Source organism: Thermococcus sp. GR6, assembly GCF_012027415.1.
GTDB classification, from domain to species: Archaea; Methanobacteriota_B; Thermococci; order Thermococcales; family Thermococcaceae; genus Thermococcus; species Thermococcus onnurineus.
In genome coordinates, this window is sequence record NZ_SNUM01000001.1 from 939,548 (window position 1) to 954,578 (window position 15,031).

The following is a 15,031-nucleotide window of genomic DNA, read 5'->3' on the forward strand; positions in this document are numbered from 1 at the left end:
CCAAAATTTCATAAGGAAGATTTACGAAAAAGTAACGCAAACTATATAACCCGAAATATACCCCAATATCCTAATGTGGTCGTTTGACCATGTATGCACATTAAGGTTTGGGGGTGCACAAAAGATGAAAAAAGTGATGTCAATTGGGCTCGTTGCCGTTTTGGTTTTTGCAGTGGTTATAGCTGGTTGTATTGGCAGTGAAGGAGGTCAGACGACGCAGACCCAGGAGATAACTATCTACACCGGTGGAACCAGCGGAGTTTACTTCCCACTGGGCTCAAAATACGCAGAGATACTCAGCAAGAACGGTGTCAATGCTAAGGCTGTTACCAGCGGTGCGAGCGTTGCCAATGCTAAAGCCATCGGTGATGGAACTGCCCAAGCTGCTATAATGCAGAATGATGTTGCATATTATGCATATCACGGTCTATACATGTTTGAGGGCAACAAGATTGAGAAGCTCCGTGGTGTTGCAGCGCTGTATCCTGAAACCGTCCAATTTGTCGTGAGGGCAGACAGTGACATAAAGAGCCTCCAGGACCTTGCAGGCAAAAAGGTCGCAATCGGCGCCCCCGGAAGCGGTACTGCTGTTGCCGCGGAGCAGATACTCAAAGCTGCAGGGGTATGGGACAGCATCCAGAAAGTTAACCAGGCCTTTAGCGAAGCTTCTCAGAGTCTCAAGCTTGGTCAGGTTGATGCTGCAGTCATAGTCTCTGGTGCTCCAACACCTGCAGTCAACCAGATTGCCGTTCAGACTCCCGTCAGGATTCTCCCGATTCCAGACGACATTCTAAACAAGCTTAAAGATGAGGGATACATCTTCTATGTGAGGCAGGTTCTCCCCAAGGACACGTACAACGGAATGACTGAAGACACTCCGACAGTTGCAGTTAAGGCTGTTCTCGTCGTCAGTGCTGATCTCCCAGAGGACGTCGTGTATCAGATGACCAAGATACTCTTTGACAACGTTGCCGAGCTCCAGAAAGTCCACGCCAAGACTCAGTACATAAGCCTCGAGACTGCACTCGATGGCATGAGCATCCCGCTCCATCCCGGAGCCGCTAAATACTACGAAGAGAAGGGCATGACTATCCCGTCAGAGCTCAAGCCTTGAATGGGTGAGCATCCTTGAGGAAGTCTTTTATTTTTTTGACTTTCCTGCTATCTTTAATTCTACTATCCTATCCCCTGAAGGTTTTCATGATAAGCGATGGAGTCTCAAAGAGCGTCTTCCTTTTGGGGGATGTTAACGTAACCATAAAATACGTCCACAGCGTCCAAAGAAGTGAAGTCATCGAAGTCCTGAAAGTGAATAGGAGTGGCATCTACGCGGAGGAAATGCGATGGAGGGATTTCGGTGCAGGTCTCCCGGAAGATATTCAATCCACAGAAAACGGTTACTACGTCAAGAAAATCAACATTCCCCTTGGGGAGAGCTTGGACTTCTGGTTCATCCCCTTGAATAGCGCTGAAATCTGGGTAAATGGGAAGTTAGTTTTTTCACCTAGACGAGAAACCCTTGTTGAATTTGAGGTTAAGGAATGCAGTCTGTTTGAGATAGCGATTGGGAGGTGCTAAAATGCTCGTGAAGGATAAAAAGCCTAAAAAGAAAGCGGAAGAAGTCGAAGGGGTTGTGCTCGAAAAGATCCGGGTACTGCCTCCTTCGCTCGAACGCCTCGTAACCATCGCGGCGATTCTTATAGGCATCTACGAAATACTGTTTATATTCAACTTCAACTACACACTATACGACATGTTTTCCCGTATGGGTATCGAAATAGGTTTTCTGAAGACGACGTTCCAAACAAAACAGGGAGAAGCATTTGTTTTGGCCATGATACTCTTTATTACGTTCATGCTCTACCCAATTCGTAAGAAAGAGAAATACCTGAAAAAGGTACCAATTTATGACTATGTACTGGCAGCTCTCGGAGTTATCTCATCACTATACCTGTTTGCAGTTTACCAACGCTACGCTGAGTTCGCCGAAGTAACACAGATCGATGTCATATTTGGCATTATGGCAATAATTCTCGTCCTTGAAGCGACACGTAGAGTCCTCGGATGGGTTCTGCCACTCGTTGTCACAGTATTTCTGCTATACGGAATCAACAACATAGGCTTCAACTGGATACGATTTACCCAGCAACTCTACTTTGATGAAGGAATCTTTGGAATTCCGTTCTTCGTCATGACAATATACGTATTTGCTTTCGTGTTCTTTGGAGCATTCCTTCTCAGGATAGGCATCAGCGACTACATTACCGAATTCATGATAGCGCTTTTCGGTTCCCGTCCGGGTGGACCTGCAAAGGCCGCCGTTGTTTCAAGTGGCCTCATGGGGACCGTCAGCGGATCTAGTGTTGCAAACGTCCTCACAACTGGAACTTTCACGATACCCCTCATGAAAAAAGCTGGATATCCCCCCGAGATAGCCGGTGCCGTTGAGCCGGTTGCATCAACAGGCGGACAGCTGATGCCTCCAATAATGGGTGCAGCAGCATTCATAATGGCCGAGTTCCTTGGAATACCATACAACAAGTTGATAATAGCTGCCGTCATCCCAGCTCTCGTGTATTATTCCGGCGTCTACATCTTCATAGACCTCGAGACTAAAAGACTTGGACTCAAGAGCATGGCAGTTGAAGAGTCAAAGAAGCTCGGGTATTTCCTCAGAAAGCTCTACATCCTCTTGCCCGTAGCAGTCATTACAGTCGCTCTCGTCTGGGGAATCCCACCCCACATATCTGCCATCTCATCCCTTGGAATTGCCATTTGGGTAGCCTGGATCGCTAGGGACGAGATAAATGGTCACGAAGGGTTCTATGTCGGCATTGTCCTCCTAACGACTCTCATGATGTTTACAGGAAAGTCAATGACAGGACTTGTTGCGGGTCTTTTAGTGGTTCTCTCGCTTGCACTGGTGGGCCTAGCGTTTATGACGGACCTAGTAGACTTCAACGAAAAACTCTATATCAGCCTGATGTTCATACTTTTCATAGCCCTCACCAAGCATCTCGGAATGACCAAGGAGCAGATACTGCTGATGAGCGGTGTCATGGGAATTGCCTTCTCTCTCATCGTGGGATACATATCCAAGAGTGAAGAGGGCAGGCGGATGTACTCGGCGACTTATGAGTCAGTCATTGACGCGGGCAAAACCAGTACCAGCGTCATGCTAGCAGCAGCTTCTGCAGGCTTGATTCAGGGAGTTCTAACAATGACCGGTCTCGTTACCCGCATTGGATATCGCCTCGTTGATTTGACTGCTGGGAACCTATTACTGCTGCTGATCCTTACTATGGTATTCAGCCTCATCCTAGGAATGGGAGTTCCTACGACCGCCAACTACATTATCACCTCTCTAGTTGCGGCACCTGCTATTTTCAACGCAGTTCAAAGTGTTGCCCCGTACGACCAGCCAGTCCCAGGCTTCACCACTGCGATAGCTCTTCTCGCGGCGCACTTCTTCGTCTTCTACTTTGGTATACTAGCAGATGTCACTCCACCGGTTGCCCTAGCAAGCTACGCAGGTTCAGCTTTAGCTGGTGGAGACTTCTGGAAGACTGCCATGAACGCGGTCAAGTACGCCTTGGCTGGCTACATAGGACCCTACATCTATTTCACTCACCCGGAGATGTTCCTGATAACGGTTCCAGAATGGAACATTGCAACGGCACTCAGGGTGCTCTATTACCTCCTGGCGACTCTGTTCATAATGTACCTGCTGGCGATAGCACTGACTGGATTCTATAAGACACACCTGAAGAAGTGGGTTAGAATAATACTAGTGGTCATTGGGCTGGCAGGAGTGACACTGAACCCAATAATTATTGGGACAGGAGCCGCTGCTTGGCTAGGCCTGAAGTTCTACGGAGTCAGAGTTTCTGCGGGGGCATAGCCCCCTCAATCCTCTATCATTTCGTTCATTGTTTTTATTATTTCCTCGGAGGTTCTCGTAATCTGAGTGGCGGCATCGCTGGCCGTTCTTTGGGCTATCCTAATGGTGAACAGGGCCATTACTAAGGCAAGTGCCGTCATCATGAGGTATTCTACCACAGCCTGGGCTCGCCTCATGCTATCACCCCCTTTCACCTCTCAATATATATTAAGTAACTTTTGGTTAATAAAATTTTGGGTGGGTAACTGTCCAAAAAGAGGTAGAAAAGATACATTATGAGCATCAGTACAGCATGACTTCAAAGCCAAGTTCGCTGAGGAGATCCGCCAGCTCCTCGCTATCCACATAAACCAGCAGATGGTGGTTGCCCAGGGTGCCGTCTATGAAGTCCCTGGCTTCTTCTATCCTGAGCTTCATCTGGGTTCTGCAGCGGTGCTCGCTGCGCTCCCTTCCAACGACTTCAACACTGGCAACGACGGCTTTTCTGCCGCGTATTTTGAGGAGCGAGGCTTTGCCCTTTGGCAGCTCGACCTCAACGCCAACTCCCATTCCGCTCTCAAAGTGTGACCTTATGGTGTATCCACTGATGAGGGGAGCGGTACAGTGGGCAAGGATGATGTAGTCGTCGCCGTAGTCAGCTATGTTGCCCATGAATGCTGGCTTGTCGAAGAAACGCTTCACTATCGCCATCCCTAGGAGCGCGTTCAGCTCTCCCTCGCATGCCGCTGGAATTCCCTCCGCATTGAACATCGCAAGGGCCAAGCAGGGTGTGGCCTTTATCTTCATTATGAGGTCAAAGCAGCCTATTGTGAAACCATCCAGGCGATAGTCCTCAAGGATGCGCTTGATGGCTAGATAAATCCTCCCGGCTTTGACCAGATCCTCCCGCTTGGGTTCTTTTATCTCTCTGGCCTTTGCCACTATCTCCTCGACAACCTTCCAGCCCTCAGCGTCGGTCGTTGCCTCATAGTACTCGTAGAACTTCTTGAGGCTTATGCTGGTGTAGGGTAGCTCGAACTTCTCGTTTATGAGCCACGGCGAGACACGGCCTATTATGCCAAGGCGCATCCTCAGGAACTTGTCGAGGATCTCTTTCATGTCCTCGTAACCGAGAAGGGCCGCTTTGAGTTCGTTAAAGTCCTTGACGAGGGTTGAGGGAACGAGTCTGTCCCTGAAGTATTCGCGCAGCTCTATTCCCGCCGCGAGGGAGTTATTGAATGTGTCGCCGTAGATTATTATCGGCCTTCTGTAAACCGCGAACTCCTTTAAGGCTCCTTCGGTTCCACCCGTCAGGGGATAAAGGACTATCGCATCAACCTCATTGAAGTTTACCTCTTCCTTGGCTTCCTTGAAGTCCCTCTTGGTGGAAACAAAGAAGCCCCCAACGACGTCGAACTCCTTTGCGAGCTCGGTTATGAACTTCGATGCTTTCTTCTCAAAGGCCTTTGGACTTGCCAGCTCGCTTACTCCAAAAACGACTCCGACTCTCATGCTTTCCACCTAACTGTTTTAAACTTCCCCGCTTAAATAAGCTTGTGGTGGTCATGAGGTTCGTGCTCGATACGAGCATCTTTGTCAATCCAGAGATAAGGCGAAAGTTTGGGGACAACCCGACCGAGGCTATGAGAACATTTCTTGGATATGCTGAGATGCTCTTCGGCAGGGTGGAGTTCTACATGCCCCCCGGTATCTACCGCGAGGTTATGCATTTCGTCGATGAAGACGAGCTCCTGCCTGAAATCGAACTCTACATCATAAAAAAGCCCCCCAACGTCCACGACATTAAGATTCCCGCCTTTGTTGTCTACGAACTGATTGACGATATAAGGAGGCGCATAGACAAAGGCCTCCGCGTCGCTGAGAAAGCCGTCCGCGAGAGTGTAATCGAAACTGACAACGTCGATAGAATAATCCAGAAGCTGAGGCGGAACTACCGCAAAGCCCTCCGTGAAGGCATCGTTGATAGCAAGGAAGATTTTGAGCTTATCTTACTAGCAAAAGAGCTCGATGCGACGATAGTTTCTGCTGATGTCGGGATACTCACCTGGGCTCAGAAGATGGGCATCAAGTGGATCGACGCGGCCAACTTTCGTGAGGTTCTTGAGGGCCTCGTGGCAAAAATGGGCGAAGGGAAAAATTTATAAATGCTCACCTGCATGGTATCATCGACGCCCCGGTGGCTCAGCCTGGTGGAGCGGCCGCTTGGTAAGCGGCAGGTCGCGGGTTCAAACCCCGCCCGGGGCTCCAAACTTCTTGGAGGACTATTCTGGGCAAGGGGCCGTGGGGTAGCTTGGTCCATCCTGCGGGCTTTGGGAGCCCGTGACCCGGGTTCAAATCCCGGCGGCCCCACCAGTACAGCACTTGCAGAGCAAGCGCTGGCGGAAAGATTCTAACTGCTTCTGAAATGCTGAACCCAGGGTTTTGTGCACTTAACAGTCCCAGATCATTCACAGAAGGCCAACATAGAAGAGATGCATAGAAAAGACAAAATCGAAGAATTCAGCGCTCCATCCTCTTAACTCCTTCCCTCGTACCGACGAGGACAATGTCAGCTATGTCAGCAAAGATGCCGTTCTCGACGACGCCGGGGATGTTGTTCAGCTCTATCTCGAGGTCGAGCGGGTCGTCTATCCTGTGGAACCTCGCGTCGAGGATGAAGTTACCGTTCTCTGTAACGACCGGACCGTCCTTCTTGCTCGCCATCCTGAGCTCAGCCGTGGCGTTGAAGACCTCGAGCTCCTCTGCTATTGCGCGCCAAGCGGCAGGAATAACCTCTATGGGAACCGGCATCTTCTGGCCAAGCCTCTCCACGAGCTTGCTCTCATCAACGAGGACGAGGAAGGTTCCGGCGCGGTATTCGATTATTTTCTCCATGGTCAAAGCCGCACCGCGCCCCTTTATGAGATTGAGGTACGGGTCAACCTCATCAGCGCCGTCGACGGCTATGTCTATAGCATCAACTTCATCAAGGTTAACCACCGGAACGCCGTACTCGAGAGCGAGAAGCCTTGCCTGATAAGAAGTTGGAACACCGTAGACGTCCTCAAGCTCCTCCTCCATGATGAGCTTGCCAAGGTACTCGATGAAATAGGCGGTCGTTGAGCCGGTACCGAGGCCCACTACCATATCATCCTCGATGAACTTCAGGGCCTCCTTTGCGACGGCTCTTTTCAGTTCTTCCATACGCTCACCCCGCCACCGCTCCGTTCTGCGTGAGTTGATACAGCAGGCTCTGGTTTGAGTAGAACTGGGGCTGGAAGTTTATCACTAGCGTGTAGCTGAGCATGGTGAAGTAGAGCCAGAACAGGAACCAGCTCCAGAAGGCCTTCTTCAGAATCATGCGCTCGTCCTCTATCTCTGGTGGCAGCTCTTTTATTAGAGCGAGCACGAACTTGTCGATGACGAAGTATAGCGCGATGCCGAGCAGCCAGCCGTACTGAACCTTAGCTGCAGCTATTCCGCTGATTAATCCGGTGATCAGTCCCCATAGATACACGGACAGTGAAAACTTATGCTCAATCGTCAGCTTCACATTCTTCACCTACGGTTAGCTTTTAAAAGATGTTTTAAAACCTTTCCGTTAGGCAGAGAGCGTCTCGAGGAACTTCCTACCCTTCTCCGTGAGCCCGTAGTACACGCGCCGTCCCTTCTTGTGAGATTCCTCTATGAGACCGAGGCTTTCGAGCTCGCGCAGGTGCTGATAGACGGCCTGATACTTGAGGGGCTTCTCCAGTGCTTCCCATATCTCGTAGCCATACATGCTCCTTTCGCTGAGCAGCTTTAGGATTTCGAGCTTGGTTCCTCCAAGGGTGAACTTTTCCCTGCCCTCCGAATAGTGGCCTTTTAATCCGGAGCTCGTCACGATTAGGGCTATTCTGTCGTCCCTCTCAAAATAGCCCTCCTCGGCGAGCTTGAGGAGTGCCGGAACTATTACCACCGAAGCGTACTCGGCAAAGATACCCTCCTTCGCGAGGAGCCTCTCGCCCAAATCAAGCTCGTCTTCCCCAACGAGGACTGCAGTTCCGTCCGTCTCCCGTATAGCCTCAAGGGCGAGCTCTTTCGTGAGGGGGTTCTTGACGTAGAGAGCCAGAGCTTTGGTCGGCTCGGCCTTAGGCTCAACGCCGAGAACCTCGCTCGCTATAGGGGAGCATCTTTCAGTTTGAACTGCTATGAGCTTGGGCATCTCCTCGATTGAGCCAATCTCTAGGAGTTCCCTAAAACCTTTGTAGATGCTGTAAAGGTTGCTGCCGCTTCCAGTAGGCACTATCACATGGGTAGGGTTGAGCTCCTCCCAGAGCTCGAAAGCCACCGTTTTCTGGCCCTCAAGACCAATCAGGTTGCTCTCGGGGGTGATGTTGTACAGGCCCTTACCTTCGGCCAGCCCCTCAGCGTAGCTTATGCCCTCGTCAACACTCTCGCCGTAGCGTATGATTTTGGCCCCAAAGGCAACAATCTGAGTTAACTTGCACTTCTCTATGAGCTTGGGGACTACCGTGTAGGCCTCTTTGCCAGCTCTGGCTGCATAGGCCGCGAGGGAAGCCGCCGCGTTCCCGTTGCTGGCAACGACGAAACCGTTCTCAGCATGCGGTAGGCCATAGGAAACGGCAACAGTGATGAGCCTGTCCCTGAAGGAGCCGGTCGGGTTCCTCGTTTCATCTTTGATGAAGACGTTTAGTCCGAGTTCCTCACCAAGTTTGGCTCTCAGAAGAGGCGTTCCACCCTCGTGGAGGCTGACAATCTCATTAACGTCTGGCAGAAGCTCCCTGTAGCGCCATACGCCCTTCTTACGGTTTGCCCATCTGGACACATCAACCTTCTCATAGTCGTAGGCTATCCTAAGTGGTTCACCACAGGAGCATGTGGGGGGAATAAGGGAAGAATAGAGCCTCCCGCAGGAGGGACACCTAACGAACATATCCATCACTTCAGCCGGATTGCGTCGAGGTTGTTTGGGGCCCTCGTGCTGATGCCGAACTTCTTGTGGATGCTTGTTGAGAGGTCAAGACACTTGTGAGGCTCTCCGTGGACTGTTATGATCCTCTCGGGCCTCGGTCTCAGCCTTGCTATGTAGCTTATGAGCTCCCTCCTGTCGGCGTGACCTGAGAATCCGTCGATGGTGTGAACCCCCATGTTGACCTTGACGACCTCGGTCTTGCCCCCCTCGCCGACGAGCGGGATTTCCCTGAGTCCCCTCTGCACCTGTCTTCCGAGGGTTCCCTCTGCCTGGTAGCTGACAAATATCATGCTGTTCTTCGGATCCGGAGCGAGCTGCTTGAAGTACTCCACGCTTGGTCCGCCGACAAGCATGCCCGAAGTAGCTATGATTATCGCCGGCTCACCGCTGTCTATGATGTCCTGCCTCTCCCTGGAGTTGGCGACGGGCTTGAATATCGGATTGAGGAATGGGTTGTAGCCCTCATGGAATATCTGCTCACGGAGGTGTCTGCTGAGGTATTCTGGATAGGCCGTGTGTATGGCGGTGGCCTCCCAAATCATTCCGTCGAGGTAAATCGGCACCTCTATGCCACCAACCCTCGCGTACTCCTCGAGAACCATCATTATCTCCTGGGCCCTACCGACGGCCATGGCCGGAATGAGAACCTTGCCCTTCCTCCTTATTGTCTGGTGAATGACCTCAATCAGGCGCTTCTCAGCTTCCTCACGCGGCATCTGATGGTCGTTGCTTCCACCGTAGGTAGACTCCATGACGAGGGTCTCGAGCCTTGGGAACCTCGAAACGGCCGGTTCGAAAAGCCTCGTTGGGATGAACTTGAAGTCTCCGGTAATTGCTATGTTGTGAAGTCCGTTTCCTATGTGGAGGTGAACTATGGAAGAACCAAGGATGTGGCCGGCGTTGTGGAGCGTTAAACGCATGTCTGGCGCTATGTCCCTGACCTCGCCGTAATCCAGGGTTATGGTGTGCTTGATGACCTCTTTGATGTCTCTTGGCCGATAGAGTGGCTCGACACCGTTCATCTGCTGAATCTCGATGAAGTCCTGCTGGAGGAGAACCATAAGGTCCCTAGTCGGTGGAGTCGTGTATATTGGTCCGTCGAAGAGCTTGTAGCGGAAGAGATATGGAAGCATACCGCTGTGGTCGAGGTGAGCATGAGTTATGATTATCGCATCGAGAAGGCCCGCATCCAGGACGTAACGGAACTCCGGAGCATCGAAGTGCGGGAAGGCCTTCTTGGGGTCACGGAGGGCAGCTATGTTAACACCGAAGTCAACCAAAACATAACTCTCGTTGGTCTGGACGAGAAGGGCACTCCTACCGACTTCCCTGAAGCCTCCGAGACCGGTTATCCTTATCCACTCGCTCTTGAGTTCGGGCTTGCGGTAGATGTTCCTGCCGACCTGACGGAGGAACTTCCTCCTGTCCTTGCTCTCGGTCTGGAGTATCTGCCTGATGGAGTATATCGTCTGGCTCTGGAGCGGAGGAGTTCGTATCACCTTGGGAGCCCAGTGAACCTTCTGGGTTATCAAGCGGAGCGTTTCACCGTTCTTGCCTATCACTAGACCCGGCTTCTTGGCTTCTATGAGGACCTCACCCACGGACGGATCAAAGCTGATGCTGGTTATCTCTGCCTCCGGCGGAACTATCTCCTTTATCATTTCTTCGGCCTTCTCCGGCGGGAGAAGAACTTCCGGGTCAGGCCTGACACTTATCCTTTTCTTGAGAACCTTGGCGAGGTTCTTGATGAGCTCTCCATCCTGCATTATTGCCTCGGGGTTCTTGACGTAGATGACGAGCTCCGGTCCCTCGAACTCGATGTCTGTTATTCTAGCTTCCCTCGGAACCATCTGCGAGATTACCGCTTTTATATCACGTAGAATGTCGTCAACGAACGTCTCTCTCCTTATCAAAGTCACCACCTCACTTCAGAAGAGCCTCTATTTCCTCTCTGTTCAGCTCCCTGTAGCCCTCCTCCGTCACGGTTACGAGTGTTATTCCATCGCCTGTGAAAACATCACGCCTCGTGGCAATTTTTATAGCCTTGAGGGCAAGCTTAACGCCCTCTTCAACATTAATGTCGTCCTTATACCCATCTTCAAGAACCGCGAAGGCTAGCTCCATTCCAGAGCCAGCTGAGGTGAACTTATCCTCTGTAACGCCGCCCGCCATATCGAGGGAATACAGTGCGGGCTTCTCATCATAACCGGCTATGAGAAACCACCCGAAGTACGGCATGAATCTGCTCCCGTGGAGAATGTTAGAAGTAAGCGTTGCGAGGGCTTTAACGCTTATCTCTCTCCCGACCTTGGCTCTGTAGAGCCTAACCTCAGCCCTCAGAAGTCTAACGAGCGAGAGAATGTCCCCGACGCTTCCAGCTCCAGCTAGAGCCAGATGGTCATCTATCTGAAACACCTTAGTGACTTCCTTTGACAGCACCATGTTGCCGAGCGATGCTCTCCTGTCTGCCGCTAGGACAACACCGTCCTTACATACAATGCCGACCGTAGTCGTTCCCTTTAGCTTTTCAGCCAATTACAACACCCCTGCTAGTATGCTTTTAGAATAGAAGAACTTCTACAAGTGCGGTTTAGGGGAATAGTATTTAAAGGTTTCGTCCTAAGGGGACTTCTAGGGTGGTAGAATGAAGGAGGTAATACTCTTAACGGGCCCTCCTCTCAACGGCAGAGACGAGTATATAACCGAGGCCCTCAAGCTTGCCAACGGAGAGAGCTACACATACTACCACGTCTTCGACTACATAAGGGAAGTCGGTAAAGAACTGGGCGTTAAAATAACCCGGAAGAACGTTTTGGATTTCGCAATAAGTCACCAAGACCTGATGAATGAGATAAGGGACGAGGCGTTCAGTAGAATAAGAAAGGAGATAGATGAGAGCGATAAGAAGTACCACCTTGTCTCAACTCCTAGCCTCTTCCGCTGGGGAAGCGGGAGTGTTATAGGCTTTACTACCAGCAACCTCAAGCTCCTGAAGCCGAACCGCGTTATAATAGTCCTCGACGACGTTCTCTCCGTCAGGAGGAGGATAATAAACGACCCTGAGTGGTTCGAGCGCTTCGGCAAAGACCCCGAGAACATAAAGCTCACGACTCTCGTCATGTGGCGTGAGGATGCCATAAACCACGTGAAGACCCTCGTCCACGAGCTGAAGAAAGAAGGCCTTGAAGTCCGCTACGTCCTCCAGTTCGGCATAAGGCATCCACATGAGGTCTTCCTCAACCTGATTTTCAGGGAGAACGAGAAGCCCATAATCTATCTCAGTTACCCGATGACGGGCCACGAGGATGAGTACTACCACCGCGTCAGGGACTTCTACGACAAGCTGAGCGAGCACTTCACAGTCCTTGACCCTGGCGCCCTCGACGACTGGTGGGTTGTTGCCGAGTACGATAACCAGGTGAACAAAGATCCCTCGATTAAGAGGATCAAAATCAAACACCTACTCGACGGCGAAGAGGTTGAGGAGCTTGACAGGGAAGACATAGAGCAGGCTACCGACATTCTAAGAAGACAGCTTGTGGAGAGGGACTTCAACTTGGTCGATGTCAGCAAAGCTATAGCCGTCTATCATTACGCTGAAGGCGTCTCAGCGGGAGTAATCAGTGAAATGGCAGAGGCCTATCGGACGCTTGCTGCAATATACCTTTACTACCCGTTCGAGAGGAGGCCAAGCCCCTTCATGGAGTTCTACGGCATGCAGAATCCATCGAGAAGAACAATGTTCAAGGACGAAGACGAGATGATAAGGGCAATGGTCGAAGAGAAAGAATACTGGGCTAAGGCATGAATACAAGTATTTCATCCCCTATGTTTTTTGATTATGCCGACAGTGTGCACTCATTTGGACAACGACATTTAATTTATTCTGATTTATAGTCAAATTATAATTATGCATGTTGACAGAATGTCAATCATTTTTTAAGGAATGTGCACGATCCTAATATGCATGGTCGCAAAATATTAGGCATTTTGTCATAGATTCAAAAAAACCTTCGATAAACATTTAACCTTGGTAAACTTGATAGGCGGAGAAAAATTCAGGAGGGATCACCATGAAGAAGTTGGCAGCACTCCTCTTGGTGAGCCTGCTGGTAATTGCAGCGGGCTGTATAGGAGGGTCTTCCCAGTCTCCAAGCCAGTCCAGCCAACAGTCTAGCAGCTCTTCAGTTCAGATAATCAAACTCGGTGCCCTGCTTGACTTGTCAGGACCGATAGCATCGGACGGAAAGAAGATAAAGAACGCCCTTGAGCTGGCTCAGGAGGACATAAACAGGTACTTTTCCGAGAACAATATGAATTTTAAGGTCGAAATTTACTTTGAAGACACGAGGACTGATCCCAAAGTTGCATTGGAAAAAGTCCAGACTCTCGATGCCCAGGGTATTAAGGTGATAATTGGACCCACATCAAGCGGTGAGCTTAAGAACATGAGGAGCTACGTGGCTGCCCACAAGATTGTGGTTATCTCCGAGGCATCGACCGCGCCACCGAAGTTCATTGGATTCGCAAGTCCCGAAGAGAAAAAGTACGTGTTCCGCTTCGTTCCAACAGACTTATTCCAGAGCGAGGCTATAGCGGCAGAGCTGAAAAGCAAGGGAATCAAGGGGCTCGTGATCCTCTACCGTGGAGACGCTTGGGGTAAAGGACTGCACGATGCGACGGTCGAACAGATTAAGGGTGATATCGAGATCGCCGAGGACATAAGCTATCCCAGCAATCCGGAACCAACAGACTGGTCACCGTACATCTCAAAAGCAGAGGATGGAATTAATTCTCTATTATCTAAGTACTCGGCTGACCAAGTGGCAGTGTGGGTCATCGGGTTTGACGAGATAGCGACGCTTCTCTCCCAGATTCCTGACGACTCAGAACTGCTTAGCGTCAAGTGGTTTGGCTCGGACGGAAACGTGCTCAGCGACAAGATAGTTGAGGAGGCGGGAGACAAGGCCTCAAAGGTTGCCTTGTTCTCCACCCAGTTCTACGCCCAGAGCGATGCAGGAAAGAAGCTTATCGAGAGGTTCAAAGAGAAGTTCGGAATAGAGCCCAGTGAGTATGCCCTCATAGCCTACGACGCGGCCTGGGTTGCTGCTCTCTCCTATGCCGAGGTCTTGAAAGAGAATGGAACCTACGATCCTGACTTGATGGTCGAGAAAATAAAGGAGATACTGTCAAAATACAGCTCTGGAGAACTTAGCGTTTCATCAGTAACCGGCGACATAGAGCTCGACGAATGGAACGACAGGGCTAGTGGCGACTATGCCATATGGGCTGTTAAGGATGGAAGCTGGGAGATGGTCGGGCTCTGGAAGTCCTCGACCGGAGAGGTTGAGTGGCACTAAAGCCTCTCCCTCTGTTTTGTTTTATCGAAGTCCACCGGGGGGTCTAGATGGGTGGAACGATACTGAGAACTGAAAATCTTATCAAAACGTTTGGTGGGTTAAGGGCTGTTGATGGAGTGAGTATTAAGGTGGATGAGAGAACCCTCACACTTATAATAGGTCCCAACGGTTCAGGGAAATCCACGCTGATAAACGTGATAACGGGATTTTTGAAGGCTGATAGCGGCAGGGTTCTCTTCAAAGGAGAAGACATAACCAACATGCCTCCCAACGAAGTGTATCGCCAAGGTATCGTCAGGACTTTTCAGACTCCCCAGCTACTTAAATCACTCACTGTCCTCGAGAACATGCTCATAGCCAATGTCCACCCTGGTGAGGGAGTCATCTCAGCCCTCAGAAAAAGTCAGTGGTTAGAGACGGAAGAGGAGTACGTAGAACGTGCGTGGGAGCTCTTGAAGTTCCTTAAGCTTGACCATCTCTGGGACAGACCAGCAGGGAGCCTAAGTGGTGGTCAAATGAAGCTCCTCGAGATCGGGAGGGCCTTGATGACGGAGCCTGAGTTGATAGTCATGGACGAGCCCGTTGCAGGAGTTGCACCGTCCCTTGCCCACGACATACTCCAGAAGCTTGTCAGCTTAAAGGAGCAGGGGATAACCGTGCTCCTCATAGAGCACAGGCTCGACATAGTCCTAGGATACGTAGACCACCTCTATGTAATGTTCAACGGCAAGGTTCTCACCGAGGGCAAGGGCAGAGCGGGTATTGAAAGGGTTGTGAACGATCCTCGCGTGGCCGAGATATACATGGGGGGTTAGA

14 protein-coding genes and 2 tRNA genes are annotated in these 15,031 nt (G+C 50.8%); 9 read left to right on the forward strand and 7 right to left on the reverse strand.

All coding sequences use genetic code 11. The annotated features are described in order from the left end of the window. The first annotated feature begins 124 nt into the window (after positions 1 to 124). The 3 genes from E3E32_RS05225 to E3E32_RS05235 are packed head-to-tail and all read left to right on the forward strand — an operon-like array spanning position 125 to position 3,901. Positions 125 to 1,114, forward strand: a complete 990-nt coding sequence (locus E3E32_RS05225; protein WP_167730642.1) for a TAXI family TRAP transporter solute-binding subunit — start codon at positions 125 to 127, stop codon at positions 1,112 to 1,114. A gap of 14 nt (positions 1,115 to 1,128) precedes the next feature. Further along, positions 1,129 to 1,578: a DUF1850 domain-containing protein gene (locus tag E3E32_RS05230; RefSeq protein ID WP_012571131.1), complete on the forward strand. Its 450-nt coding sequence runs from the start codon at positions 1,129 to 1,131 to the stop codon at positions 1,576 to 1,578. Between the two features lies 1 nt (position 1,579). Then, positions 1,580 to 3,901 carry a TRAP transporter fused permease subunit gene (locus E3E32_RS05235; RefSeq protein ID WP_167730644.1) on the forward strand — a complete coding sequence of 774 codons (2,322 nt, stop codon included), beginning with the start codon at positions 1,580 to 1,582 and terminating at the stop codon, positions 3,899 to 3,901. 5 nt (positions 3,902 to 3,906) lie between these two features. Here the strand turns inward: E3E32_RS05235 and E3E32_RS05240 are convergent, their stop codons facing one another. Both E3E32_RS05240 and E3E32_RS05245 read right to left on the reverse strand, forming a co-directional pair. Then, on the reverse strand, positions 3,907 to 4,077 hold the full coding sequence (locus tag E3E32_RS05240; RefSeq protein ID WP_167730646.1) for a class III signal peptide: 171 nt from the start codon (positions 4,075 to 4,077) through the stop codon (positions 3,907 to 3,909). Positions 4,078 to 4,183: 106 nt separating this feature from the next. Beyond that, on the reverse strand, positions 4,184 to 5,392 hold the full coding sequence (locus E3E32_RS05245) for a hypothetical protein (protein WP_167731006.1): 1,209 nt from the start codon (positions 5,390 to 5,392) through the stop codon (positions 4,184 to 4,186). 53 nt (positions 5,393 to 5,445) lie between these two features. On the opposite strand from E3E32_RS05245, the gene E3E32_RS05250 reads away from it, so the two are divergent. From E3E32_RS05250 to E3E32_RS05260, 3 genes are all read left to right on the forward strand, one after another. Beyond that, positions 5,446 to 6,045 carry an RNA ligase partner protein gene (locus tag E3E32_RS05250; RefSeq protein ID WP_012571127.1) on the forward strand — a complete coding sequence of 200 codons (600 nt, stop codon included), beginning with the start codon at positions 5,446 to 5,448 and terminating at the stop codon, positions 6,043 to 6,045. A gap of 26 nt (positions 6,046 to 6,071) precedes the next feature. Beyond that, positions 6,072 to 6,148 (forward strand) — tRNA-Thr (locus tag E3E32_RS05255). A gap of 27 nt (positions 6,149 to 6,175) precedes the next feature. After that, positions 6,176 to 6,253 (forward strand) — tRNA-Pro (locus E3E32_RS05260). A 147-nt stretch (positions 6,254 to 6,400) separates the two neighbouring features. Here the strand turns inward: E3E32_RS05260 and rpiA are convergent. The 5 genes from rpiA to psmB are packed head-to-tail and all read right to left on the reverse strand — an operon-like array spanning position 6,401 to position 11,390. Then, the gene (rpiA, locus tag E3E32_RS05265; protein ID WP_012571126.1) at positions 6,401 to 7,084 is read right to left on the reverse strand and encodes a ribose-5-phosphate isomerase RpiA; all 684 of its coding nucleotides are present in this window, start codon (positions 7,082 to 7,084) and stop codon (positions 6,401 to 6,403) included. A 4-nt stretch (positions 7,085 to 7,088) separates the two neighbouring features. Next, positions 7,089 to 7,442 carry a hypothetical protein gene (locus E3E32_RS05270; protein ID WP_337998363.1) on the reverse strand — a complete coding sequence of 118 codons (354 nt, stop codon included), beginning with the start codon at positions 7,440 to 7,442 and terminating at the stop codon, positions 7,089 to 7,091. Positions 7,443 to 7,481: 39 nt separating this feature from the next. Further along, positions 7,482 to 8,816 (reverse strand): pyridoxal-phosphate dependent enzyme, encoded by a 1,335-nt coding sequence (locus E3E32_RS05275; protein ID WP_167731007.1) that lies wholly within the window; start codon positions 8,814 to 8,816, stop codon positions 7,482 to 7,484. A gap of 5 nt (positions 8,817 to 8,821) precedes the next feature. After that, entirely contained in the window at positions 8,822 to 10,768 is a 1,947-nt protein-coding gene (locus E3E32_RS05280; protein WP_167730648.1) for a beta-CASP ribonuclease aCPSF1, read from the reverse strand. Between the two features lie 10 nt (positions 10,769 to 10,778). Further along, positions 10,779 to 11,390: an archaeal proteasome endopeptidase complex subunit beta gene (gene psmB / locus E3E32_RS05285; protein ID WP_167730650.1), complete on the reverse strand. Its 612-nt coding sequence runs from the start codon at positions 11,388 to 11,390 to the stop codon at positions 10,779 to 10,781. A gap of 109 nt (positions 11,391 to 11,499) precedes the next feature. Here psmB and E3E32_RS05290 point away from each other — a divergent pair, with 109 nt between their 5' ends. The 3 genes from E3E32_RS05290 to E3E32_RS05300 all read left to right on the forward strand — a co-directional run bounded on the left by E3E32_RS05290 (position 11,500) and on the right by E3E32_RS05300 (position 15,030). Further along, a complete protein-coding gene (locus E3E32_RS05290) occupies positions 11,500 to 12,663 on the forward strand; it encodes a hypothetical protein (protein ID WP_167730652.1) in 1,164 nt (387 codons plus the stop codon). Between the two features lie 265 nt (positions 12,664 to 12,928). Beyond that, positions 12,929 to 14,215 carry an ABC transporter substrate-binding protein gene (locus tag E3E32_RS05295; protein WP_167730654.1) on the forward strand — a complete coding sequence of 429 codons (1,287 nt, stop codon included), beginning with the start codon at positions 12,929 to 12,931 and terminating at the stop codon, positions 14,213 to 14,215. Between the two features lie 47 nt (positions 14,216 to 14,262). Further along, a complete protein-coding gene (locus E3E32_RS05300; RefSeq protein WP_167730655.1) occupies positions 14,263 to 15,030 on the forward strand; it encodes an ABC transporter ATP-binding protein in 768 nt (255 codons plus the stop codon). Position 15,031 lies beyond the last annotated feature (1 nt).